The following is a 24335-nucleotide window of genomic DNA, read 5'->3' as shown; positions in this document are numbered from 1 at the left end:
GCGCGACCGCATGGCACCCCCACTGCAGATGTATGTATAAATTCTTAATACAACTACAAATTGTAACAACGGAATGCAATCGCGGGGGCCAAATGGTGTCCGTCATGCAGGAAGAATGTCCCGGTTAGTGGCCTTTGCGACACGCACGATCCGGCAGCGCAAGCTTGTCGCGGCATCAGAGTGGCGCGGATAACCTCAGCTTGCTCGATCAGAGGCCGGGAGGCCCGCGGTCTTCCGCGTGGCGCGAATGAAGCCTCCCAGCATCCGATCCGGTTCAGCGGCGAGCGCCCCTGCATCGTGATATTTGTTGAGGAGCGATCTCAGATTGCAAATCAGCGCCAGGTCAGCTTGAGCGCTGGGGCACTCCGCGCGATGGCTTTGCAGCCAGGCCCACAGCACCGCCTGTTCCATCTGCTCGGCCTGAAGCTCGACAGCCTTGACCTTGGCATAGGCCGCCTGCGCCTCCTTCACGACCGCCTCGGACCCCGTGACCACCTTCAGCCCGCGCCGTGCCTGGCGCAGGGGACGCACGATCTCAGCATGGAGATGGCGCACCACTTCCGCCGCCTCCGCAAGGTGCTGTCCATCGAGCTTCAGGCCCTCGACGGCGCCCAGATAGGCGGAGAACAGCAGCAAGTTCACATCGATCCCGAAGCGCTCCTGGAGGTTCAGGCATTCGGCCGAGACACCTTCGGCACCATAGACCGCCAGTGAAAAGCGCCAGAAGGGATTGTCGAGAGCGTTATTTGTAAGGCTCATTCCGTGCCCGCGGACTCGATTGGCCGGGCCGGGTTCCAGCGCCTTACGACATCCGTCTCGATATCGAACAGATCGAGCGCGCGGCCGACGGTCTGGTTCACCACATCGTCGATCGTCTGCGGCCGCGTGTAAAAGGACGGCACAGGCGGCATGATGATCGCACCATTCTCCGTCGCCAGAAGCATGCTGCGCAAATGGCCCACATGGAGCGGGGTCTCTCGCACGACCAACACCAAGCGCCGCCGCTCCTTGAGCGTCACGTCGGCTGCTCGGGCGAGAAGGCTGTCGGCCCGGCAATAGGCGATGTCAGACAAGGTGCGGATCGAGCACGGCACGATGATCATGCCGCGAGTCTTGAACGATCCGCTGGCAATCGCCGCGCCGATGTCGCTGTTCGAGTAGGTCACCGCGGCCAGGCGGCGAATGCGGTCCAGCGATCCGCCGGTTTCTTCCTTCAATGTCTGAACCGCGGACCGCGAGACGACCAGATGGGCTTCTATGCCGCTCTGTTCCAGAACTTCCAGCATGCGCACCCCAAGCACCGCTCCGGAGGCTCCGCTTAGGCCGACGATCAGGGGTGGTGCCATGACAGCTCCTTCACAAGGACCTCGCCCTGTCGTCCTGGTCTCCAGCGACGGCTCCAGCCTCTCTCGGCGCGGTCCACCAGATCGCGGCGCCGGCCAGTGCAAGGATGAGCGCGCTGGCAATGGTGACCCAAAGGCCAGGCAAGACATTCACCAGACCGAGCACAGCGAAGATCGCGCGCTCGATTGGCCGCAGAGGTCGGAATAGCCAGCCGACGACGGCGATCGCGATGCCGATCAGGCCGAGAAGAATGTTGCCGAACCCCCACATGAGGCTCAGCGGCGATCCCATCAGCAGCAGGCCGGGGTGGATGATGATGGCGAAGGGTATGATGAAGCCTGGCAGCGAAAGAGCGAAAGCCTGCCATCCCGTGCTCGACGCCGATCCGCCGGTGATCGCCGCGGCCGCGTAGGCGGACAAGGCAACGGGTGGGGTCACCATCGAAAGGATCGCGAAATAGAAGATGAAGAAGTGGGCCGCCAAGGATGGCACGCCGATGGCGGCAAGGCTGGGGGCCAACAGAACGGCGGCCATGATATAGGCCGAGGTGGTGGGCATGCCGGCGCCAAGCACGAGGCTCGCCAGCATCGTGAGAGCCAGCAGTACCGCCATGCTTCCGCCTGACAGGGTGATCATGAGGCCGGTAAACTTGGTGCCCAGTCCGGTGAACGAGATCACCGCCACGACGATGCCGGCCAATGCACAGGGCAAGGCCACCGTCACCGCCCGTTCAGCTGCAACCGCAAGCGATGCAGCCAGCGCGATCGCCGGCTGCCGAGTGGCCGGTCGCAACATGCCGATGACCACCGTGGCGGCAGAGGCCTCGATCGCTGCCATCTCGACGGGAAAGCCGACGATGATGCGGTAGGCCAGCCAGAGCAGCGGCAAGAGGAGATGGCCACGTTGAATGAGGACATCCCGTATCGGCTCGCGCTCCGCGCTGATGGGCGCGACCTTGCGGCGGCGCGCCTCGAGATCCACCATCAGAAGGAGCGCGAGGTAGTAGGCGATCGAGGGGGCTATGGCGGCGAGAACGATGGTCTGGTAGGGGATCCTCAGAAAGTCGGCCATGATGAAGGCGGCTGCTCCCATGACCGGCGGCACGAGCTGCGCGCCAGTCGATGCCGCCGCCTCGACGCCCCCGGCAAAGCGTGCGCTGTAGCCGCTATGGCGCATCAGGGGGATGGTGAAGATCCCGGTGCTCATGACATTGGCCACGGCGCTGCCGGAGACCATGCCGAGAAGACCGGAGGCGACGACAGCCGCCTTCGCCGGGCCGCCAACCCGGCGGCCGGTCAGGGCCATCGCCAGTTCTATGATCAAGCGGCCGCCGCCAAACGCGTCATAGATCGCAGCGAACAGCACGAAATAGAAGACCGTGGAAACCGAAACGCCGACCGGTACGCCATAGAGGCCATCGAGCGAGAGATACTGGCTGTCGATGAATCGCTCGAGGCCGGAATAGCGATGGGCCAGCTCGCCGGGCAGGTAGGGACCGATGAAGAAGTAAGCCACGAACACCATGGCGAAAATCGCCAGCCCCAGGCCCATCACCCGATAGGATGCGATGAACAGCAGCGCGATGACGAGAAGCCCGAAGATGTAGTCCAAAGGCCGCACCGGATCGAGCCCGATGATGCGGCCACTGGTCAGGTAGTCGCTGTTGAGCACGATGTAGAGCCCCGGCGCCAGAGCCAGGATGGCCAACAGATTGTCAATCCAGCGCTGGGTGGGGCCCGCCTTGCTGGCCAACATCGCAAAAGCCAGCGCGATGGCGAAGCTGACGTGCAAGGCCCGCTGCGAGAGCGTGTCTATGGTGGGCCAGATCGCAAAGGCGATCTGCGCAGCGCTCCAGGCAAGAGCCAAAAGGGCGGCAGGGGTGGCAAGATCGGCCCAGCGGCTTGCAGCACCGGCAACCTTCGGGTCTGCTTCGATCGCGCTCTCAGCCATGGCAAGGACGGACGCCGCTCATCTCGACCGTCATTGGATCCAGCCACGCTCGCGGTAATACCGCTCTGCACCCTCGTGCAGGGGAATGCCGATCACCTCCTGCCGCCACACCTTGTCCTTCTCGCAATCAAAACCCCGGAGCGCTTCGTGGGCCGCTCGCAGCTTTTCCGTCTGTTCGCAAATGGTCTTGACGACGAAGTAAGCGTGATCTGCCGGAAATTCGGCGGTGGTGAACAGCATGGTGGTCGAGCTCGGCAGCTTCAGGTCCTTCTCCTGCCCAGGAAAGGTGCCGGCGGGAAGAACGGCCACGCCCCATCCAAACTGCTCCCGCATTTTCTCCAAGGTCTCGTCGGACGGCTGGAGATATGTCAGCTGCTGGCTCTGGCCCATTTCGGTGATCGCGGGATGGCCGACGGTGACCACCTGAACGAAGACGTCCGCGGACCCGCCGGCAAAGCGCGTCTTCACCATGTCGAAGGAGCCGAATTCATAAGAGCCGCCCGCATCCGCCAGGGCTTTCTCACCTGCGCCGGCGATCTCGAGCAATTGCTGCCCGCCGAGGGAGCCGAGGCTTCCCTTTTGCAGGAGCACGATGCGCGCCTTCGGCGTCTCCTTCAGAAATGTGTCGAGATCGGCAGGCCTGTTGCCCTTGGCGACGGGCAGCAGAAAATACTCGTCGAGCCCGCCTATCAGCCCGCGGAGATTGGGAAACGGCTTCTCGTACGCGTGTTTGCCTTCCATGGCCCACCCGCTGACGGTGGCGATGCCCAGCGCCAGATCTGCCTTCCCAGCCGCGACCAGGGGAGGATTGCCCGTTCCGCCGGCAATGGGCGGTGTGTCGACCGTGGAGCCCTCAGGCAGCGCCGCCCGCAGCAGCTCGCCGAGGTTGACCCCATAGACATACCAGCTCGAGCCCTGCACGAACGACGCCAGCGTCCAGTTGACCGGCGCCTGCTGCGCCTTGGCCCCTAGTCCGATGGCGAATAGCCCGACCGCAACCGCGCAGCCAACCAGCTGCCTCATCCCTCTGCGCATGTGGACCCTCCCGGAATCTTTCGTGTCGTTGAGGTTGCAGATCCAAAGGCCGAGTATAACGGAAGAAGAGCACCTGTGTTTGCCCTGAGGTGGCAACATTTGCCCTGCAGTCTCAAAAATCAGGCTGGGCACCGGCAGCATGTGGTCTAATCGGCGCAGCTTGGCTATCCACTGGAATGCGCTGGAGGGAGGCATCGATGCAACCAGCACCATTCCGCCAATTGCGGCCATGGCTCCGTCATCTGGCGTCGAGCGAACGGCTCTTCATTGCGCGACCGGGCTTGGACCTCAGATTTGAAATCGCCGCCCTGGCCAAACGTCTTCAGACGCGTTCCGCGATTCTTTGTCCGGAACCGGGCGGGCAAGGGATTCCGGTCATCGCCAATCTTCTATGCGACCGAAGCTGGTTTGCCGAAGCGTTGGGTGTGCCACAAGCCGAACTGCTGGAGCGCTACCGGCGGGCAGCAGACAACCCCGTTGCCTGGCGAGAGGTCCCGGATGCGCCTGTCCAGGAGGTGATCCACGAGCGTATCGATCTCGTGAGGCTGCTGCCAATTCCGACACACAACGAGCTCGACAGCGGACCCTATATCACGGCTGGACTGCTGATTTCCCGCAACCCGGCAACGGGCGAGCAGAACGTCACGATTCATCGATGTCAAATATCGGGGCCGAACCGGATCGGCGTGCTGCTGCTGCCGCGGCATACGCTCGCTTTCCATGAGATGGCGGAGAAAGCCGGAGTGCCTCTGCAGGTCGCCATCGTCATCGGGGTGGATCCCCTGACCCTGCTGTCTTCGCAGGCGATTGCACCCTTAGGGCAGGACGAGCTGGAGATCGCGGGCGCGCTGCATGGGACGCCGCTGGAAGTCGTCAAATGCCGGACCAATGACGTTCGCGTGCCGGCGCAGGCGGAAATCGTGCTGGAGGGGCGGCTTCTGCCGAACGTCCGGGAGCCGGAGGGGCCGTTCGGCGAGTTTCCGCAGTATTACGGCCGCCGCGAGGACCAGCATGTGATCGAGATCGACCTCGTCACCCATCGCCGGAACCCGATCTTTCACACAATCGTGGGCGGAGGGCTGGAGCATCTCTTGCTCGGGGCACTGCCCAGGGAAGCGACCATACTCGCCCATCTCAAGCGCGTGTTCCCGAATGTCCGGGACGTGCATCTGACCCGCGGCGGGGTGTGCCGCTATCATCTGGTGGTGCAGATCGAAAAGCGCAGCGAGGGCGAAGCCAAGAACATCATTCTCGCGGCCTTCGGCACCCATTACGACATCAAGCAGGTGACCGTCGTCGACCCCGATGTAGACATCCATGACGACCACGACGTGCAATGGGCCGTGGCCACGCGGTTCCAAGCAGACCGCGACCTCATACTTGTCAGCGGCGCTCAAGGCTCGAGGCTCGACCCGTCGGCCAAGGCCGGCGTGAGCGCGAAGATGGGGCTGGATGCCACGGTACCACTGGGGGTCGATCCGTTCACCTTCACCAGAATTCGCGTCCCCGGCGAGGAGACGCTCGATTTGGACAGCCTGCTTGCACCGGATGGACGGGAGCGGCTCCGCGAGCTCCTAGGCTGATGCCCGCTGCGCCGCCACCCGGCCCGAGGGAGAACGCATGGTTCCTCTTGCGGGGAAGGATCTCATCGGCTCGGCAACTCGCACCACCCGCCGGTAGCGGCTTGGTGTGATCCCGAGATGGCCCCGGAAGAAGCGGGTGAAGTGGCATTGCATGCTGAAGCCCAAGCGGTCCGCAAGGATCGCGAGCCGCTCGTCCTCTTCCGCCAGGCATGAGATGGCGAGCTCCATGCGAAGGCAATTGAAATAGAGCTTAGGCGTGATGCCGAGATCGCTCTTGAACCCTCGAAATAGTTGAGATCGGGACAAGCCTGCCTTGCGGGCGACATCCTCCAGTATGAAGGGTTCGCCGATGCAATCGCGCAGGTGCCGGAGCGCCTTGCGGATGCGGAAGTCTCCGTGGATGCAAGGCCGGATCGTTCGATCGCGCCATTGGGAGAATTGCTCGATGACCTGCACCATGAGCGTATGGAGCAGATCCATCCGGTCTCCGGCGCTCACACCTCCGGCGAGCGCTTCAGCGAGCTCGTAGCTGGCGGTGCGGATGTGCCGGGTCACTCTCGCAACAGGTTGCGGAAAGAAACCCGGCTGCCCGCTGGCTCCGAACAGGCGATCAAGCTCCGCAAGCCAGCTGGGCTCGATGTAAAGCGCCAGGATCAGTGTGCCGGCCGAGCGGCGTTGTGGCGTGTAGGCGTGCTGCTCCCATGCGTTCACCAGCACCATGGTTTCGTCTGTCAGCGGACAAAACCTGTCGCGCACCCGGAAGGCGCTATCTGCGCCTCCCAGTTTGATCAGCACATGGCAATGGGGATGCGCGTGATCCACCAGCCCCTGATTGATATCGAGAAGCGCTACCCTACCGAAGCGGCCCTGGAAGATTTCTAGCGCTGTGGTCATGAGCACCTCCCGAGCATGGCGGCCACCCGGCTGCGCACCTGCTCGCCTAGATCGTCTCCTTGAAATTGGCCTTGCGCTTCTCGGTAAAGGCAGTGATGCCTTCCTGATAGTCCTCTGTGCGGCGAAGCTTCTCGTAGGCATGGCCTTCAAGCTCCAGACCCACGCTGAGGCTCGTATCATATGTCGTCGCGAGCACGCGCTTGATCGTGCGCAGGGCGAGCGGCGAGCCTGCCCGCAGCTTCGCAACCATATCCATGATCTCCTTTTCGAGCGCTGCGGCATCCTCCACGACCCGGGTCAACAATCCCCATTGCAATGCCTCGGGCGCCGGTACCCGCCGGCCGAATGCCATCATCTCGAAGGCGCGCGTCGTGCCGGCGATGCGGGCGACCCGTTGGCTGCCGCCGCTGCCCGGAATCTGACCGAGCGTCACTTCGGGTAGCGCCACCACGGAATCCTTGGTGGCGATACGAATGTCGCAAGCCATGGCCAGCTCGAAGCCCACGCCCATGGCATATTTCTCGATGGCGCAGATCACCGGCTTCGGGCAGCGCTCGGGCGCGGAGATGTTCCAGGCGAGATCGGACATGCGGTCGAGCGGAATTTGCGGGAATGCCTTCACGTCGCCGCCGGAGGTATAGACGCCGTTGGCGCCTCGGATCACCACGACTCGGACATCGTCGTCCTCGGAGAAGGCTTCCATGATGGCATTGATCTGCTGCCGGCCGCGATAGGAGACGATGTTGAGAGGAGGGCGATCGAGAATGAGCCATCCGATCTTGTTTTCCGTGTCGACCTCATAGCGCAGCCCATCAAGCTCGCGCAGAACGGAAGCGCGCTGGTCGGCATAATCTTTACGCATCGGTTTCCTCTCCTAGGATTGCTCGCTTTTCGAATAGGTTTCCCGCAATCGGCGGCGCAGCAGCTTGCCGGAGGCCGAGCGGGGCAAAGCCTCGACGAAAATGTACTCGCGCGGCCGCTTGAAACGGGCGAGCCCGCTTCTGAGGCAGGCATTATCCAGTGCATCCGAGGTGACGTGTTCGCCGTTGGGCTCGACACAGGCAACCACCTTCTGGCCCAGGCGCTCGTCGGGCAGGCCGATGACCGCCACCGCGGTCACGCCATCGATCCGGCTCAACACATCCTCGACCTCTTCGGGATAGATGTTCTCGGCCCCCGAGATGATCATATCGTCCACGCGTCCGACCACGTACAACTCGCCATCCTCGTCCATGGTCCCGAGGTCGCCGGTGCGGTACCAGCCTCTGTGCAGCGCCTTGCGATCAGCATCCGGACGCTTCCAATAGGAACGGAACGCCTCGGGGCTGCTCATGCTGGCGATGATCTCGCCCGTCTGGCCCGGATGAACCGTCGCGTCGATATCGTCGGGACCAGCGGCGGTGGAGACGATCCGCAGTGCCTGGTTCACCCCAGGCCGTCCGGCGCATCCGGGCTTCCGGTCTAGGTGATCGCAGACGGAAAACGTATAGATCTCGCTCGAGCCGTAGAAGTTGATGAACACCTCGGGCCGCAGCCGCTCCTGCACGGCCTTGGTCAAGGAGGTGGTCATGGACATGCCGGCATAGCCGACATGGGTGAGGCAGCTGAGGTCGGCGGCCGCGCAGTCAGGATGGCGAAGGATGTCGTGGAACATCGTCGGCACGAGAAAGGCGCTGGATATCCGCTCTTCCTCGATCAGCGCGATGACGCGCTCAGGGCGATAATCCGGCACGCAGACCAGCTTGCCGTTCAGCATCGCCGTCGACAGCATGATCCGTACGCCCATGGTGTGGAACATGGGCATGACGCCGATGGCGGACTCGCCGAACCGATAGCGGTTGTGCACGAGCTGCGATAGGCCCGCCATGTATTCCGCGCGATGGGAGCGCGGCACGCCTTTGGGCCGGCCAGTGGTGCCGGAGGTGTATAGCATGAGGCAGGCGGCCTCGGCATCGATCTTGGCTTCGGGCCCGTCGATCGGGTCCGCTGCAAGCAGGCTTTCGAAGCGCACGCCTTCACCGCGCCCGCCCGGACCGACAACCGATTTCTCTGCAGGAAAATCGATCATGGCCAAGGCCTTGCCGATCTCGTCGCCGGCGCCGTCATCGAAGGCAACGCCAGCCGCTTCGGCATCTTCGAGGCAATAGCGCAGCTCGTCCGCACTAGCGCGCCAGGTGACCGGCGTAAAGATGAGCCCCAGCATATGGGCTGCCCAATAGAGGCTCGCCGTTTCGTAGCGGTTCCGCATCACCACGACCAGGTGGTCGCCGCGTTTGAGCCCCATGCCGCGCAGCGCGCCTGCCACTGCGCGGATCTCGCCATACCAGGCCGCATAGGTGCGCCGGGTGCTGCCATCGACGATCGCTTCGGCGCCCGGGCAGCGCTGTACGGCGAAATGAAACAGGGTGCCGAGATCCATCATGACCCCTTCTCCTCCGTCCTTTTGCCGGCGGCTTCGAGGATAGCCTGCACCATCCCGTGGTAGTCCGTGCAGCGACAGATATGACCCGACAGCATGTCGCGCACCTCGCGCTCGGTCGGAGCCGGGTTGCGTTCGAGAAACTCGGTGGCCGACATGAGAATGCCCGGGGTGCAAAAGCCACATTGAAGGGCATGATGGCGGCGGAACGCGGCTTGCAGCGGGTTGAGATCGGCACCGTCGCTCAGGGATTCGACGGTGCGGATCTCGGCGCCCTCCGCTTGGATGGCGTATTGGGTACAGCTGCGCTGGGCATAGCCGTCGCGAATGATGGTGCAGGCGCCGCAGACGCCATGCTCGCAGCCCACGTGGACGCCGAAGCAGCCGAGCTCGTGGCGGAGGAAATCGCTGAGCAGTGTGCGTGGGGTCGCTTCGCCCATCCGCCTGCGGCCGTTCACGGTGAGCTCGATGCGGTGGCGCTGGTCGCCTTTCCTCAACGCAGCGGTCATGCGGCCATCCTTTCGGGTGCGGTGAATGCATCGACCAGAGCACGCCGGACCAAGGTGCGGGCAAGAGCCCGCCGCTGGCCTGCACTGGCCACATGGTCGCTCAGCGGATCGAGCCGCGCGGCGACCTCGGCTGCGATGTTTTCCGCAAGAGCAGCACCCGCGGAGGCTCCGGCATAGTCGGCGGGCAAGAAGACCACGGGCCGGTCTTCAACGCCGCCAATCCCGACCGTGATCTCTCGCAGGCTGCCATGATCAAGCAGCGCACGGCAGGCCACCGCTGCAACAGCGAAATCGCCATGGCGCTGGGCCACTTCTCGGAATGCGAAAATCTCGCCTGCGCTTTGCTGCGGCCATTCCAGGGCCAGCACCATCTCTTCGGGAGAACGGGCGGTGGTGAGCATGCCCAAGAAGAAGTCGCGCGCCGGGATGCGGCGCCGGCCGCGCCGCGAGCGCAGATGCACGTGCCCGCCCAAGGTCGCAAGCACCAGGGGAATCTCCGCGCTCGGGTCCGCATGCGCGACCGAACCGCCGAGCGTGCCACGATTGCGCGTCTGGACATGGCCCACCCAGGGCAGCGCCAGGCCAAGCAGGGGGAGCGCCCTCATCAGCTCGCCATTGGCAAGCGCCTGGCTTTGCCGCAGCACCGCGCCGGTCAGCATCGTTCCGTCTGCGGCGGTTACCGTCGAGAGCTCGCCGATACGGCCGATGTCGATCAGCACAGCGGGCCTGACCAGGCGCAGGTTGAGCATGGGCCCCAGCGACATGCCCCCCGCAAGGAGAACTGCGTCGCCGCCAAATTCGGCGAGGAGTGCCACGGCTTCCTCAGCAGTCTCCGGGCGGACATAGTCGAAGGGCACGGGCTTCATACGCGCCTCCCCTTTCTGCTCGTGAACCAGGCGCCGAGGCGGGCGCCAAAGCCCTGCCGCTCCCGTTGCGCTCCCGCGGCCAGAGCTTTGAAGAAGCGGGCGATCAGCACCTCGGTGACCTTGCCCAACATGCGCTGGCCGACCGTTGCGACCTTGCCGCCGATACGCGCGCGGTAACGATAGGAGAGGCGCGTACCGCGATCTAAGGGCTCGAGAGTCACGACCCCCTCACCGCGGCCAAAGCCCAGCTCGCCGGCGACCGTGCCGACAAGATTGACGCTTCTCGGTGGTGCGGGATCGCGCAGATCGATGGTGGCGCTGAACAGACCGCGCATCGCAGCGACCTTCAGCTCCACTTCTGCCCGGAAGCGGTTTTCGCCCTCTTTGACAAGCTTGCGGCAGCCGGGAACGATTGCGGCGAGCGTCTCGGCGTCGGTCAGCCGACGCCAGACCTCGTCGGGCGGCATCGGCACGATGGCGGTTCCGGCTCCCGTGAGTTCGCCCGGGCGCGCCCCCCCATCGGCCGCCGCGGCTTCTTCATTCTGGGCATCGGGATTGGCAAGGCGCCACAGCCGGCTCATGGTGAGCGGAATTTCGATGTCGTCCCGTCCCAAGGCATCCGCCACCGCATTGGCAAGGGCAGCAGGCGTCAGCATGGAGCTGCCATCGCCCATGCCTTTGGCGCCGAGCCGGTTCGCGGGAGAGCGGGTTTCCGTGTGCCCGATCAGCACCTCGGGCACTTCCATGGCTGTCGGGCAGGTATAGTCCGCGAAGGTGCCGGACAGGAACTGGCCTTCCTCGTCGTAGCGCAGCTCCTCCATCAAGGCGGCACCGAGCCCGTGCAGGAAACCGCCGCGGATCTGCCCTTCCACGATGAGCGGATTGAGCTGGGTGCCCACATCATGCACTGAGGCGTAGCGGTCTATGGCGAGCTCGCCGGTCTCGCGATCGATCTCCACCGCGACCACGTCCGCGACGAAGCCATAGGTGACCGCAGAGGCGACGCGATCGGCCTCATCGACGGAGCCCATGGCATGCGGCGAGATATAGGCTGTCTCGGAAAGACCGGGTGAGACGCCTTCCGGCATGCCTTGCGTGTTCCAGTGGGTGTTCGCCGCGATCTGATGAACGGGGATCTTGAGATCCGGCACGCCGACCACGCGTGCGGCGCCATCGGCCAGCTCGATGTCATCGGGGCTTGCATCCAGCATTTCGCCGGCAATGCGGCGCAGCTTCCACGCCACTGCATCCGCGCAATCGGCGATGGCATCGCTGACGATCGACGAGAACCGGTTGGAGTAGTTGCCCGAGGAGATCGACCAGGCGCTGGTCAGGGTGTCGATTTCCGTCACCACATCGACTGCGTCGGGATGGATGCCGAGCCGGTCGGCGACGATCTGCGCAGCGACCGTGGCGTGGCCCTGCCCGTTCGGGGTCGAATCGAGCCTCAGGGTTGCACGCCCCGTCGGATCCATCGTGACAGTGGCGCTGGCCGGCGCTCCGGATTTCGGCGCGGCCTTGGCGCGTTGTTCCGGGGTCTGCGCCAAGGTCACATAGGCCATGTTGGAGCCGGAGGGCTCAACGCCCGTGGCAAAGCCGATGCCGTATAGCCGCCCTTCGCGCCGTGCCTGTTCGCGCCGCTGCAGAAGCTCGTCATAGCCCGAGATGCGCAGCAGCTCTTCGAGCGCAGCCTCGTAATTGCCGGCATCGAACACCGAGCCGCCGACCGCGTGATAGGGGAAGGCATCTTTCGGGACGAAGTTGCGCCGCCTGAGTTCACCCGGGTCGATCCCAAGCCCACGGGCGGCGACGTCCATGATCCGCTCGAGCGCGAAATAGAACTGCGGCCCCCCATAGCCCCGGTTGAGCCCCACCGGCGGCGTGTTGGTCACGACGATCCTGTTGTCGACGCGGATGTTCTCGACGAGATAGGCGCCGTTGGAGGCGCTGTGCATCCGATAGAGCGAAGCAGGCTCGGGCGGCCGCACATAGGCGCCCATATTGGCGACGTTCTCGAAATGCAGACCAGTAAGTTTTCCCTGTGCCGTGAAGGCCGCGCGGATCCGTCCGGCGCGATCGCTCACGCCCGTGGCGGCCGTGAGGTGCTCGGCACGATCCTCGATCCATTTTACCGGCACGCCGGTGATGCGGCTCGCCGCGGCAAGCAGCACGATGTAGGGGAAGACCGCCTGCTTCACGCCGAAGCTGCCGCCGCTGGCCGGCGGCGTGATCAGCCGCAGCCGGTTGCCGGCAACCCCGAGGGAGGCTGCCATCAGAGGCTGGATGACAAACGGCCCCTGGAAATTGGACCAGACCGTGTACTGTTCGGGCGACTGCTCGTAATGGGCGATGACCCCGAAGGTTTCCATCGGTGTCGCGATATAGCGGGGAAAGCGATAATCCAGGGCGAAGACATGGTCCGCGACGGCAAAGGCGTGTTCAGGATCGCCATAGACGTGGTTGCGCACCAAGGCGATGTTGGAGCCGAGCTGCTCGTGGAGAACCGGCGCCGTTTCCACGACCGCCTGCGCCGGATCGACTGTCACGGGCAGCGGATCGTACTCCACGCGGATCCGCTCGATCGCGTCCTCGGCGAGATAGCGGTCACGAGCGATGACCACCGCCACCGGCTCGCCCACATAGCGCACCTTGTCCACTGCGCAGGGATAGAAGGCAATAGGCGAGCGGATGACGCTCGCAACCGGCTTGATGAGGCTCGCCACCTCCGCCCCGGTGACGATGCCGACCACACCCGGCATGGCCGCTGCTTCGGAGGTGTCGATGGACAGGATGCGGGCGTGGGCATGTGGCGAGCGCAGAACAGCCGCATAGCGCAGGCCGGCTACCGGCTCGAGGTCGTCGATGAACCGCGCGCGACCCGACAGAAGCGCCTCGTCCTCGCGGCGCTCTATCGGCCGGCCCACCCAGCTCTGCCGAGCGGGCGCGGATTGCGGTGCTGCCTTGGCCACGCCACCGGCGGGCCTCATTCGCCACTCCTCATAGCCACTTCGTCCGCTTCTCCCGGGCGCGGGCCGTTCTCCTGCGGCCTCAACGCATTACGAATGGGTTCGAAAAACCCTCCGCGCAACTGATCCAGACACTCTTGGTCTGCAGGTACTCCTCGATGGCTCGCTTGCCGGATTCCCGGCCGAGGCCGCTTCGCTTATAGCCGCCGAAGGGCGAAGTGTAGCTCACGGCGCGGTATGTATTCACCCATACGGTACCGGCTTCGAGCCGCGCTGCAAGCCTGATCGCGCGCGGCATGGACCGGGTCCATAGTCCTGCAGCCAGCCCATAGGCCACCTGGTTGGCCTTGCGCACGGCATCCTCGTCGTCATCGAAGGGGATGACGCTTAGCACCGGCCCGAAGATTTCCTCCTGGGCGATCCGCATCTCGTTTTCGACGCCGGTGAAGATGGTCGGCTCGACGAACCAGCCCTGGCCGAGCACGCCGTCCTTGGGGCGGCCACCGCCAAGCATGCATTTGGCGCCTTCCTGGCGGCCGATATCGATATAGCGCAATACGCGCTCGAGCTGCTGGGTCGTGGTCACCGGCCCGACGTTCGTCTCCGGCTCCATCGGGTCGCCGAGCTTTGCGGGACGGGCAAAGTCCACGAGCTTGGCGACGAACTCATCGTGGATGGACCGTTGCACCAGCAGGCGCGATCCGGCGATGCAGGTTTGTCCGGACGCGGCGAAAATGCCGGCGATCGCCCCGCGCACCGCGTCATCGATCGCGGCGTCTTCGAAAACGATGTTGGCAGACTTGCCGCCAAGCTCGAGCGAAACATGCTTGATGCCTTCGCCAGCCTTGGCCGCCACAGCGGCGCCGGTCGCATCCCCGCCGGTGAATGCCACCTTGGCGACCAGCGGATGGGCGACGAGCGCGTCACCCACGTCACGGCCAAAGCCCGTGATCGTGTTCACGACACCTGGGGGAAAGCCTGCCTCCTCGAACAGATCGACGAAGGCGAGCGTCGAGACCGAAGCGTGCTCTGAGGGCTTGATCACGACAGTATTGCCCGCCGCCAACGCAGGCGCCAGCTTCCAGGTCAAGAGCAGAAGCGGCGAGTTCCACGGCGTGATTGCGGCCACGACCCCCAGGGGCTCGCGCAGGGTGTAGTTGAATATGTCCGCCTTGTCGGTTGGGATGACGCTGCCCTCGACCTTGTCGGCGAGGCCCCCGAAATAGCGATACCATTCTGGGATATAGCGGAGCTGGCCGTGCATTTCGGCAAAGAGCTTGCCGTTATCGCGAACCTCCAGTCGCGCGAGCTTCTCGGCATCGCGCTCAATGAGATCGGCCAGGCGCCATAACAGCTTGCCACGGGATGAGGCGGTGAGGCCGCGCCAAGCGGCGCCCTCAAAGGCCTTTCTCGCCGCGGTCACTGCCTTGTCCACATCGGCCGGACCACAGCGCGGGATTTCGGCCCATGGGCTCCCGCGATAAGGGTCGAAGCTTTCGATCCAGGCCCCATTCTCCGCTTCGTGCTTGGTGCCGCCGACGAGGTTGTAATAGCGCTGGAGCAGGGATGTCATATGGTGGCGAGCCCCAATTGCCGACGGAAGCGGTTCTTGAGTTCCACTCCATCACGTGGCGGCAAGGCGCGGGAGGGGCTGTCCGGCTTGACGAGAATGGAGGCAAAGCCGGGGCCCTGGGCTTCGTGCAGATGGGACCGGAGCTCCTCGAGCCCGCGGGGATCCGTGACCGAATGGCACCAGGCAAAGCCGCTGGCTCTGGCGATTCCGACGAGGTCGATGCCCAGCGCGGTGTGGCTCGGCTGCATGCCGGTTTCTCCGTAATGGCGGTTGTCCAGCACGACCACGGCGAGGTTCTTCGGAAGGACGGCGCCGATGGTCAGCAAGCCGCCAACGCCCATGAGCTGCTCGCCATCGCCTGTGATCACCGCCACCCGTTCTTGAGGCCGGGCCAAGGCCAGTCCCAAGCCCATCATGGCGGCGCCGCCCATCGCGCCCCAGAGATAGAAGGTGCGGTCATGGTCGCCAGCGGCCATGGCGTCGTAGGCCGGCGAGCCCAGGCCGGTGATGACCAGCAGGTCGCCGCGATCCCTGAGAAGGGTGGCAACGGCCTGCCTTCGATCGAGTTGCGCTGCAATCTCCTGCTGCAACATGTCAGTCGGTCCAATTCTTGCGGCCCAGCAGCCTTTGCGACAGCAGCACAGCGATCTGCTGCTCGCTCAGGAAGGCGTCATGGATGGCCAGGTCGATCGTATTCGCTACGTCTTCGGCGCAGTCGATCCGGTGCACCGTGACGCCCATGGCTGCGAGGACCGCCGGTGTGGCCCGGCCCATCGGCACCTGCCAGGGATTGAATTCTCCGCATTCGCCCCGCATGGTCACGATGGTCAGGAACGGAAAGCGGCAGCTCGCCAAAAGGCTCAGCATGTTGATGCAATTGCCGACACCGCTCGACTGCATGAGCAAGACGCCCCTCTCACCGCCGAGCCAAGCACCGCAGAGTGCGGCAATGCCTTCCTCCTCGGTTGTGAGAGGATAAGCCTTCATCCCGACCTCGGCCTGCGCCCGGCGGATAACATGGCTATGGCCGGCATCAGGCACGTAGGGCACCTGGCGAATCCCGCCACGCTTCAGACCTTCGAACAATACGTCCTGCCAGGGGGTTTGAGCGTGCTCGCTGCGCAGCGCAGCCTGCATTTCGTCCTCATTCATCCTCGCCCCTTGGGGCACCGGCCGCAGGTTAGGCGCTCGACTGAGGTTTTTAAAAATAGTTTGTTTCGCTATACCCTATGCACGGGTTTTATAGCTTGGAGGCTTTCCATTGGATCTGCGGCAGCTGAGGACGTTCATCCAGGTGGCGGAAACCGGCAGCCTCACGCGCGCAGCCGACCGGCTGAACACCGTGCAGCCCACGCTGAGCCGGCAGATCCGAATGCTGGAGGAGGAGTTCGGGACGGAGCTGTTCGAGCGCCAAGGCCGCGGGATGAAGCTGACCGAAGCGGGCGACCGTTTGCTGGAGCATGCACGCGCAATCCTGCGGGAGGTCGAGCATGCGCGCGCAGATCTTCTCGCACTGCGCGGCGCGATCACGGGCAGCGTGGTCTGCGGCGTCATTCCGAGCCTCGGCGACAGGGCTCTGGTGCCCTTCGTCCGCTCGTTCGTCGAGAACAACCCGCTGGTGTCGCTGAGGCTGGTCACCGGCTATGCGGGATTTCTCATCGAGTGGCTCGGACGGCGCCAGCTCGATATTGCCATTCTCTACGACTTGCCGACCCTGTCGAGCTACGATGTGGTGCCCATGGTCGAGGAGCCGCTGTTCGTGGTCGCATCTCCCCGCGCGGGGCTCGACATCGGCGTTCCGGTCAAGCTCGCCACCCTCGCGTCAGTGCCCATGGTCATGCCAAGCCCGCAGCATGGCTTGCGCAAGCTCGTCGACAAGGCCGCCCAGCGTCACAATGTGCGTCTCAGCGTCCGTGTCGAGGCCGATTCGCTCCAGACCCAGCTTGAGCTCGCCCGCACCGGCTTCGGATGGACAGTGCTGCCGCCCTCGGCCGTCGCAGCGGAGCTGGCCGACCGTCAGATCTCCGCTGCGCCCCTTTGCGAGCCGGAGGTCCTGCGCCGCATTGTGCTGGTGCTGCCGATCGACCGCAGCCAGCCGTACTCCGTCCGCGTCTTCTCAGATGCAATGGCAGAGCACGTCTTGTCCATGGTGCGCAAGGGCGGTTGGCCGGGTGCCCGCGTGATCTCCTGAATGAGAGCTATGCACATTGTCAATAGGTGATCCAAAAAACGTCTATTTGTGAAATATGGATATTGCCGTCTAGCCTGGATGTCGTGCGCTACGTGCTTCAACCCTCGCCGTTAGGGAAAGGGCGTACACAGACGGTGCTTGGCGCCTCTGATCGTGGAGTGGAGGGGTTGAGAAGAGACGAGCCGTAGAACGGGCGCGCTCACAACGAATTCGGGCCAACCGGATGGGCGCAGGAGGGGATCGGAATACCGGCCCCGCAGATAAAGGGAGGAGAGCTTGTTGCACACCATCAATCTGACGGCGGCTGCCGTGGTTGCCGCGACAATTTCCGCTTTTGGCGGGGCATTGGCGCAAGAAGGCCCTCTGCGTATCGGCGTGGTGACCCCCATCTCCGGGACCTATGCCGGTATCGGCCAGCAGATCCGCTGGGGGCTCGATCTCGCCACCAAGGAGATCAACCAGGCCGGCGGCATTCTGGGCCGGCAGGTCGAGCTTGTTTACGAGGATTCCGAGGCCAATCCGGCGGTGGCAACGCAGAAGGCAGAAAAGCTCATCCAGTCGGATAAGGTCGAATTCCTCACTGGAACGGTCAATTCCGGCGCGACCCTATCGGTGGGGCAACTTGCCGAGCGCAACGGCACGTTGGCCGCGACGACCGTTTCCTACGCGGATTCGATCACCGGCGCACAATGCTCGCCCAACATGTTCCGCGTGAACGCCAGCGCTCACATGCAGGCGGCGACGCTGGCGGAATGGCTGGCGCAGCGGGCCAAGGATGCTCGGGTGCTCTATGTCGGCCCGGACTACGAGATGGGCCGCTCCAGCGTGGCCGCCTTCAAAGCAGCGGCTGAGGCCAAGGGTGCGCAATCCGCAGGCGAGATTTTCGCGCCGCTCGGCAATAACGACTATTCCCAATATTTCGGCCAGATCCGCGCGGCGCGCCCCGACGTCATCTACACGGCGACAGCTGGAAACGACACCGTGCGGTTCCTCACCCAACTGGATGAGTTCGGGTTGCTCGAGGGCTTGATCGTCATGGGGGCTTCGGGGGCCGTGTCGGGCCAGAACATCAAGGCGCTGGGCAAGGCTGCGGAAGGCTTTGTGACCGGCATCGGTTATTCCCCCCAGATCGACACGCCCGAGAACAAGACGTTCGTGGCGGCTTTCGAGGCGATGCATGGCAGCAAGCCCGACCTCTTCGGCACGGATTCCTATGGCGTGCTCTATTTCTACAAAGCGGCCGTCGAGAAGGCGAAGACGACAGAAACCGACGCCGTTCGCAAGGCGATGGAAGGTCTCCAGTGGAGCACGCCGCAAGGAATGAAGACGATGCGCGCGGGCGACCATCAAGCCGTCCAGGATATGTACATCGTTCAGATCAAGGATGGCCAATTCGGCATCATCAACAAAATCGCCGGTTCGGACGTGATCGGCCCGGACACTTGCGAGCGGTTCTGACAGGGCCGCGCGGCTAAGTCTTCGGGCAGCCGCTCGACAGTCGCGCGGCGAACAGGGTGACCCGAGATGCCAGTGCTGGACATGATCCAGTTCGTCCTCCTGCCGCAGATGGTGAACGGGCTCGCCATCGGCATCGCCGTGGTGCTGATGGCGCTCGGCCTGACCATCATTTTCGGCCTGCTCGACGTCATCAACATGTCGCATGGAGAGTTCTATGCGATCGGCGCCTATCTGGCGCTGGCCCTTGCCGGCATCGGCATCAGCTATTGGGCTTTGCTATTGCTCGTTCCGGTGCTGCTGTTTCCATTGGGCTGGGCCACGGAAAGTCTTCTCGTCCAACGCGTCTACAACGACAAGGAGCGCCACACGCGGACGCTTCTGCTGACCTTCGGCATCGGCATGGTGCTCGAGGACGTCTTGAAGCTCATCTTCGGGCCAAACCCGCAGCGGCTGGCCAATCCGATTGGCGGCGTCACCGATCTGTTCGGGGTGATCGTGCCGAATTATCGGCTGTTCCTGATCGCCATCGGGGTTCTGATCATCGTTGCGGTGTGGCAGTTTATCTTTCGCACGCAGTTCGGCGCGTCCGTGAGGGCCGCCGCACATGACCCGAACATGGCATCATCCCTCGGCATACCGGTCAAGCGTGTCTACGCAATGACCTTCGCGACCGGTGTGGCCCTTGCGGGGCTCTCGGGCATTCTGCTCGCGCCGATCTACTCCGTCTTCCCAACCATGGGGCGCGATTTCATCTTCATGGCCTTCGCGGTGGTGATCGTCGGCGGGCTCGGCTCGATCAAGGGCGCTGTCATCGCGGGCCTGCTGCTGACGCAGGTCCAAGCCGTCTCCAGTATCTGGATATCGCCGGTCTGGACGGAGCCGGTGGTCTTTGCCCTGATGATTGCAACCCTTGTGGTGCGGCCCGAAGGTCTGTTTGGAAAGCTCGGCTATGGTTGACGCCCCGCGCGAGGACCTCAACGCGCTGGCGCGTTCCGCCTCCAGCTGGCCGCCACTGCGGGTTGCTTCCCTCGTCCTGTTTGCAGCCGCTCTCGCCTTTGGCCTTATCGCGCATGCAAGCGGCGCGAGCTTCTATCTGCGGCTCGCGACGGAAGCGTTGATTTTCGGAGGCCTCGCGCTCTCGGTCGATCTGCTGCTCGGCCGAACCGGCATGCTCACACTCGGCCAGGCCCTCTATTTCGGTGTCGGCGCTTACGTCTCGGCCTTGGTGCTGAAGGATGTCTCGCCATCGTTCTGGCTGGCCATGGCTGCTGCGGTTTGCGCAAGCGCCGTGGCGGGCGTGATCGGAGGGCTCATCGCGGTGCGCTCGCGCGGTGTATATTTCGCGCTGATCACGTTCGGTCTCGCACAGGTGGTGGCGAAGATCGTCTATAACACCCGAGCGCTTGGCGCCTCCGACGGGATCATCGGCATACCAATCATCGATATCAATTTCGGTCTGTTCACCATCAATGCGGCGGACCCCCTCGGCTTCTTTCTCGTTGCGCTCGTTCTGCTCAGCGCGCTTTACCTTGCGATTGCGTGGCTGCTGAACACACCGCATGGCCGCGTGCTCGCGGCGATCCGCGCGAATGAGGCGCGCGCACGCTTTCTCGGCTATGAGACCAGGCGCTACAAGCTGGGCGCCTATATCGCGGCGGCCAGCCTGGCCGGGCTGGCGGGGGCGCTCTATCCCATGCTGCGCGGCTTCGTCTCACCCGAGCTGATGTTTTTTCAGACCTCGGCCTGGGCGATCATTGCCGTCATCATTGGGGGAACGGGCACGCTGGTCGGTGCGCTGCTCGGGAGCTTTCTGCTCACGTTCCTGCGGTCCGTTCTGGGCAGCTATACAGAGCATGCGCATATCGCGGTGGGCATTCTGTTCGTCATTGCCGTGATCGCCTTTCCGAAGGGCATTCTCGGCGTGCTCGACCGCCTGGCCAAAGGGAAGTCGGGTGAGGCGAAATGAGCGCGTCCTTGCTCTCGGTTCATGATCTAACGTTGAATTTCGGCGGCCTGACCGCCGTTGATCGTGTCTCATTCACCGTCGAGCCAGGGAGCGTCACCTCGGTCATCGGTCCCAATGGCGCGGGAAAATCGACACTGTTCAACCTGATCAGCGGTGCGATGCGGCCGCGTGGCGGACGGGTGCTGCTGGGCGGGCGGGATGTGACCAACTGGCGTCCGCAGCAGCTCGTGCGCGCGGGCCTTGCCCGGTCATTTCAGACCACGAACTTGTTCGACGACCTGACGGTGGAAGAGAACCTGCGGCTCGCGGCGCAGATTCACGAGCCCTGGCTTCGGGGTTTGCTGCCGGTCGGGCTCAACCATCGGGCGCGAGACGCATTGGATCGGATGATCGAACGCTTCGGGCTCGACCACCTCCGGTGTGTGCCGGTGGCCCATCTTTCCCATGGCGAACAGCGCCGGCTGGAGATCGCGACCGCCATGGCGTCGCGGCCGAAGGTCCTGCTGCTGGATGAGCCGACCCAAGGCATGTCTCACGGCGAGACCGAGGAGACGGGCCGATTGATTCGCTCGCTCGCCGGCGAGGTGAGCGTACTGGTGGTCGAGCACGATGTCGGGCTCGTGATGCGCTTGTCGGATCGCATCATCGTCATGGTGCAGGGCGCGAAGATCGCGGAAGGCAGCCCAGAGGAAATCCGTCACAATCCGCAGGTGAAGGAGGCCTATCTCGGCCATGGCTGAGCCGCTGCTGCAGATTTCGGGCCTCTATGCTCGCTATGGGCTGGCCGACGTGCTGCGCGGGATCAGTCTTGAGGTAGATGGCGGCGAGATCGTCTCGCTGTTTGGCCGCAATGGGGTCGGCAAGACAACGCTTCTCAAGACCATCGCAGGTTGGCTCGAGCCACGGCTTGGCTCGATCCAGTACCGGGGCGAGGAGCTCGGCGGCAGAGATGCGGTTGCGGTCTGTCACCGCGGCATCGGCTTTGTTCCGGAGGACCGCCGGATCTTTCCCGGCCTTACCGTGAGCGAAAACCTGTGCCTCGGGTTCTATCAGCTGCGCGACGTGGCCTCGCGCGAGAAGCTGGAGCGGCTGGAGGCAATCTATCGTCGCTTTCCACGGCTATCGGAAAGGCGCTCCCAGATAGGCACGACCCTCTCCGGCGGCGAGCAGCAGATGCTGGCGATCGCCCGCGTGCTGATCGGCAAGCCCAAGCTCATTCTGGTGGATGAACCCACGGAAGGGCTCGCGCCCCGCATCGTCGACGAGATCATGGCGATCATCGCTGGGCTGGCGCGCGAGGGAGTAGCAGTGCTGCTTGTGGAGCAGAACGTTCAGCGGGCGTTGGACATCTCGTCACGCTTCTATGCCATCGAGCGGGGGGCCGTGGTGTTCGAGGGCGCGCCCGGTTCGGCCGCCGACCGGGAGCGCCTGTTCGCGACGATGGTCGCCTGACCGGATGGAGACGTGTCCGAGGCTTGCCCAGGAGCTGCTATTGCACCCGGCGTTGTTCGGCCGCGAATGGGCTGAGGCCGAGCCATTGCTGCATGGCGCGCGCGATTTTTGGGTCGCCATCGAGCGACACCCGGCCCGCATCGACCTCATGGCGCACCAGGGTGAGGCCCATCCAGATGGCGGTCATGCTGCGGAGGGAGGCTGTGACCAGCAGGTCCACCTCGAACCCGGGATCAAAGCCGCACAAATCAACCTGTCCTGCGTCGACGACGAGCCACCAGTTCTGCCTGGACGGCGGAAGCTCCGGGTACAGAAACTGAATCGTGCACCGTTTGGGTGGCAACGGCTGCGGATTGAGGTTCCGCCGCATGTCCCACATCAACAGCGATGGATCGAGATTCTTCAGGGACAGCCGGGATTCGACCCAGCGCTGGCCCCAGAAGCCGATGCCAAGAATGATGGGACGCAAATCCTCTCCGGCCGCGGAGAGATGATATTCGACGATTCCATTCGCATTGCGAATGGTGCGGACGATGCCGGCGCGCTCGAGCTCCTTCAGCCGTTTGGACAGGAGCGCTGGAGACATGCGCGGAACGCCACGGCGCACATCATTGAAGCGCGTTGCGCCGCAGAGAAGTTCACGGACAACGAGCGTGGTCCACCGCGAGCACAGGATTTCCGAGGCCATCGCGACAGGGCAAAACTGGCCGTACCCTCCACGATCCTCCATCCACGGTCACCTCCGGCATTTTGGCGTGAACATAGCGCAAATGTGCAACTCCAGAAAGTAGACGTTGAGGATGCCACTACAGTTCGTGAACTGGACCCCATGGCGTCACGGCGCGATCCTCCAGCATTCCTGGACCGTCTGGAGGAACCGACATGACCAGCACAGCTTCACATCTAACCCAGCGATCGGCGCTGGCACCGCAAAATCCGGTGGAGATCGCGCGCGATCTCGCGCCCGTTCTGGCAGAACGAACGAGCCGGTTTGACGAGACCGATACGTTCGTCGCCCAGAATTACGCACTGCTCAAGGACTCCGGCCTAGTGGAAGCGGGCGTGCCGCAAGAGCTGGGCGGCGGGGGTGCCGAGATTGCCGAGCTCGCGGACATGCTCAGGGTGCTGGCACAGGCCTGTGGCTCCACCGCGCTCGCCTTTTCCATGCACACCCACCAGGTCGCCATTCCCGCCTGGCGCTGGCGCCATCAGAAAGTCGCGGCTGTGGAGCCTTTGCTCAAGCGCGTGGCCGCCGAGCGGCTGATCCTGCTGTCGAGCGGCGGATCCGATTGGATCGGCGGATCCGGCAGGGCTGTGAAAGTGGACGGCGGCTACCGTATTTCCGCGCGCAAGGTATTCACGTCGGGCGCTGAGGCCGGCGACCTGCTGATGACCGGGGCAGTGGTCGAGGCGGAGGACGGCTCGCAAGCCGTCATCCATTTCGCGGCGCCGATGAAAGCCGCTGAGGTGAAGGTGGTGGATACGTGGCGCACCCTCGGCATGCGCGGCACGGGTTCCCATGATGTGGTCATCGAGGATCTGTTCATCCCCGATGCCAATGTGGCCTTCTCCAGAAAGGCGGGCGAATGGCACCCCGTGTTCCAGATCATCGCCACCATCGCGTTCCCGCTGATCTATGCCGTCTATCTCGGTGTGGCGGAAAGCGCGCGGGATGTGGCGCTCTCCCTTGCCAAGCGCAGGCCGCCAACCGCCCACAGCCTTGAGCTGGCTGGCCGGATGGAAACCGCGCTCAGGGCTGCGCAGCTGGCGCATCGCTGGATGCTCGAAGCCGTTGCCAGAAACGCGCCGTCTGCGGATACGGTCAATGAAGTGATGATCGGCCGTTCCCTCGTTGCCGAGCACGCAATCCGAGCGGTGGAACTCGCGCTCGAATTATCGGGCGGCGCCGGCTTCTATCGCTGCAACGGCCTGGAGCGCCGATTCCGCGATATTCAGGGCGCCCGGTTCCATCCCCTTCAGGCTGGCCCGCAAGCGCAATATGCCGGTGCCATGGCCTTTGGGCAGCCGGTCGCGACGATTTTCTGACAGGGCGCGCACCCCGCGCTCAGCGGATCACTCAGCCGCCGCCCAGCCATGCCGCCCGGCCTCGGGCCCGTGGCAGGGATGTG

22 protein-coding genes are annotated in these 24335 nt (G+C 64.0%); 8 read left to right on the top strand and 14 right to left on the bottom strand.

Annotated features, from left to right (window positions below; genetic code table 11):
- Nucleotides 1–195: 195 nt before the first annotated feature.
- The 4 genes from E4P09_RS13825 to E4P09_RS13810 are packed head-to-tail and all read right to left on the bottom strand — an operon-like array spanning nt 196 to nt 4329.
- On the bottom strand, nt 196–759 hold the full coding sequence (locus E4P09_RS13825) for a TIGR02444 family protein (protein WP_137390151.1): 564 nt from the start codon (nt 757–759) through the stop codon (nt 196–198).
- Nucleotides 756–1346: a UbiX family flavin prenyltransferase gene (locus E4P09_RS13820; RefSeq protein ID WP_137390150.1), complete on the bottom strand. Its 591-nt coding sequence runs from the start codon at nt 1344–1346 to the stop codon at nt 756–758. The genes E4P09_RS13825 and E4P09_RS13820 overlap by 4 nt, the downstream gene beginning before the upstream one ends.
- A gap of 10 nt (nt 1347–1356) precedes the next feature.
- On the bottom strand, nt 1357–3294 hold the full coding sequence (locus tag E4P09_RS13815; protein ID WP_137390149.1) for a TRAP transporter permease: 1938 nt from the start codon (nt 3292–3294) through the stop codon (nt 1357–1359).
- 30 nt (nt 3295–3324) lie between these two features.
- Nucleotides 3325–4329 carry a TAXI family TRAP transporter solute-binding subunit gene (locus tag E4P09_RS13810; RefSeq protein WP_170984416.1) on the bottom strand — a complete coding sequence of 335 codons (1005 nt, stop codon included), beginning with the start codon at nt 4327–4329 and terminating at the stop codon, nt 3325–3327.
- Nucleotides 4330–4505: 176 nt separating this feature from the next.
- Between E4P09_RS13810 and E4P09_RS13805 the strand changes: the two genes are divergently transcribed.
- Nucleotides 4506–5912, top strand: coding sequence for a UbiD family decarboxylase (locus E4P09_RS13805; protein ID WP_137390147.1), 1407 nt, complete (start codon nt 4506–4508; stop codon nt 5910–5912).
- Here the strand turns inward: E4P09_RS13805 and E4P09_RS13800 are convergent.
- The 9 genes from E4P09_RS13800 to E4P09_RS13760 form a co-directional block, all read right to left on the bottom strand.
- Nucleotides 5904–6806 carry an AraC family transcriptional regulator gene (locus tag E4P09_RS13800; protein WP_170984415.1) on the bottom strand — a complete coding sequence of 301 codons (903 nt, stop codon included), beginning with the start codon at nt 6804–6806 and terminating at the stop codon, nt 5904–5906. The two genes, E4P09_RS13805 and E4P09_RS13800, sit on opposite strands and share 9 nt — an antisense overlap.
- A 46-nt stretch (nt 6807–6852) precedes the next feature.
- Complete coding sequence (locus E4P09_RS13795) at nt 6853–7668, bottom strand: enoyl-CoA hydratase/isomerase family protein (protein ID WP_137390145.1); 816 nt, start codon at nt 7666–7668, stop codon at nt 6853–6855.
- Nucleotides 7669–7680: 12 nt separating this feature from the next.
- Entirely contained in the window at nt 7681–9228 is a 1548-nt protein-coding gene (locus E4P09_RS13790) for a class I adenylate-forming enzyme family protein (protein ID WP_137390144.1), read from the bottom strand.
- Complete coding sequence (locus tag E4P09_RS13785) at nt 9225–9734, bottom strand: (2Fe-2S)-binding protein (protein ID WP_137390143.1); 510 nt, start codon at nt 9732–9734, stop codon at nt 9225–9227. Before E4P09_RS13785 ends, E4P09_RS13790 begins: the two co-directional genes overlap by 4 nt.
- The gene (locus tag E4P09_RS13780; protein ID WP_137390142.1) at nt 9731–10600 is read right to left on the bottom strand and encodes an FAD binding domain-containing protein; all 870 of its coding nucleotides are present in this window, start codon (nt 10598–10600) and stop codon (nt 9731–9733) included. The genes E4P09_RS13785 and E4P09_RS13780 overlap by 4 nt, the downstream gene beginning before the upstream one ends.
- Complete coding sequence (locus tag E4P09_RS13775) at nt 10597–13587, bottom strand: xanthine dehydrogenase family protein molybdopterin-binding subunit (protein ID WP_137390141.1); 2991 nt, start codon at nt 13585–13587, stop codon at nt 10597–10599. The genes E4P09_RS13780 and E4P09_RS13775 overlap by 4 nt, the downstream gene beginning before the upstream one ends.
- A gap of 61 nt (nt 13588–13648) precedes the next feature.
- A complete protein-coding gene (locus E4P09_RS13770) occupies nt 13649–15139 on the bottom strand; it encodes an aldehyde dehydrogenase (protein ID WP_137390140.1) in 1491 nt (496 codons plus the stop codon).
- A complete protein-coding gene (locus E4P09_RS13765) occupies nt 15136–15732 on the bottom strand; it encodes a thiamine pyrophosphate-dependent enzyme (RefSeq protein ID WP_137390139.1) in 597 nt (198 codons plus the stop codon). The genes E4P09_RS13770 and E4P09_RS13765 overlap by 4 nt, the downstream gene beginning before the upstream one ends.
- A gap of 1 nt (nt 15733) precedes the next feature.
- Entirely contained in the window at nt 15734–16291 is a 558-nt protein-coding gene (locus tag E4P09_RS13760) for a phosphonopyruvate decarboxylase (protein WP_428977707.1), read from the bottom strand.
- A gap of 109 nt (nt 16292–16400) precedes the next feature.
- Here E4P09_RS13760 and E4P09_RS13755 point away from each other — a divergent pair, with 109 nt between their 5' ends.
- The 6 genes from E4P09_RS13755 to E4P09_RS13730 all read left to right on the top strand — a co-directional run bounded on the left by E4P09_RS13755 (nt 16401) and on the right by E4P09_RS13730 (nt 22206).
- Complete coding sequence (locus E4P09_RS13755; RefSeq protein ID WP_137390138.1) at nt 16401–17330, top strand: LysR family transcriptional regulator; 930 nt, start codon at nt 16401–16403, stop codon at nt 17328–17330.
- 279 nt (nt 17331–17609) lie between these two features.
- Nucleotides 17610–18788: an ABC transporter substrate-binding protein gene (locus tag E4P09_RS13750; RefSeq protein ID WP_137390137.1), complete on the top strand. Its 1179-nt coding sequence runs from the start codon at nt 17610–17612 to the stop codon at nt 18786–18788.
- A gap of 66 nt (nt 18789–18854) precedes the next feature.
- Nucleotides 18855–19745 (top strand): branched-chain amino acid ABC transporter permease, encoded by an 891-nt coding sequence (locus tag E4P09_RS13745; protein WP_137390136.1) that lies wholly within the window; start codon nt 18855–18857, stop codon nt 19743–19745.
- The gene (locus E4P09_RS13740; RefSeq protein ID WP_137390135.1) at nt 19738–20754 is read left to right on the top strand and encodes a branched-chain amino acid ABC transporter permease; all 1017 of its coding nucleotides are present in this window, start codon (nt 19738–19740) and stop codon (nt 20752–20754) included. Before E4P09_RS13745 ends, E4P09_RS13740 begins: the two co-directional genes overlap by 8 nt.
- The gene (locus E4P09_RS13735; protein ID WP_137390134.1) at nt 20751–21494 is read left to right on the top strand and encodes an ABC transporter ATP-binding protein; all 744 of its coding nucleotides are present in this window, start codon (nt 20751–20753) and stop codon (nt 21492–21494) included. Before E4P09_RS13740 ends, E4P09_RS13735 begins: the two co-directional genes overlap by 4 nt.
- Nucleotides 21487–22206: an ABC transporter ATP-binding protein gene (locus E4P09_RS13730; RefSeq protein ID WP_137390133.1), complete on the top strand. Its 720-nt coding sequence runs from the start codon at nt 21487–21489 to the stop codon at nt 22204–22206. The genes E4P09_RS13735 and E4P09_RS13730 overlap by 8 nt, the downstream gene beginning before the upstream one ends.
- 37 nt (nt 22207–22243) lie before the next feature.
- Here E4P09_RS13730 and E4P09_RS13725 read toward each other — a convergent pair whose 3' ends face one another.
- Nucleotides 22244–22936 (bottom strand): winged helix-turn-helix transcriptional regulator, encoded by a 693-nt coding sequence (locus E4P09_RS13725; protein WP_137390132.1) that lies wholly within the window; start codon nt 22934–22936, stop codon nt 22244–22246.
- Nucleotides 22937–23088: 152 nt separating this feature from the next.
- Between E4P09_RS13725 and E4P09_RS13720 the strand changes: the two genes are divergently transcribed.
- Complete coding sequence (locus tag E4P09_RS13720; RefSeq protein ID WP_137390131.1) at nt 23089–24252, top strand: acyl-CoA dehydrogenase family protein; 1164 nt, start codon at nt 23089–23091, stop codon at nt 24250–24252.
- The last annotated feature ends 83 nt before the right edge of the window (nt 24253–24335 follow it).

The organism is Rhodoligotrophos defluvii, assembly GCF_005281615.1.
Taxonomy (GTDB): Bacteria; Pseudomonadota; Alphaproteobacteria; order Rhizobiales; family Im1; genus Rhodoligotrophos; species Rhodoligotrophos defluvii.
Note: the sequence above shows the minus strand (reverse complement) of the source record. Positions and strands in the feature narration are given on the sequence as shown.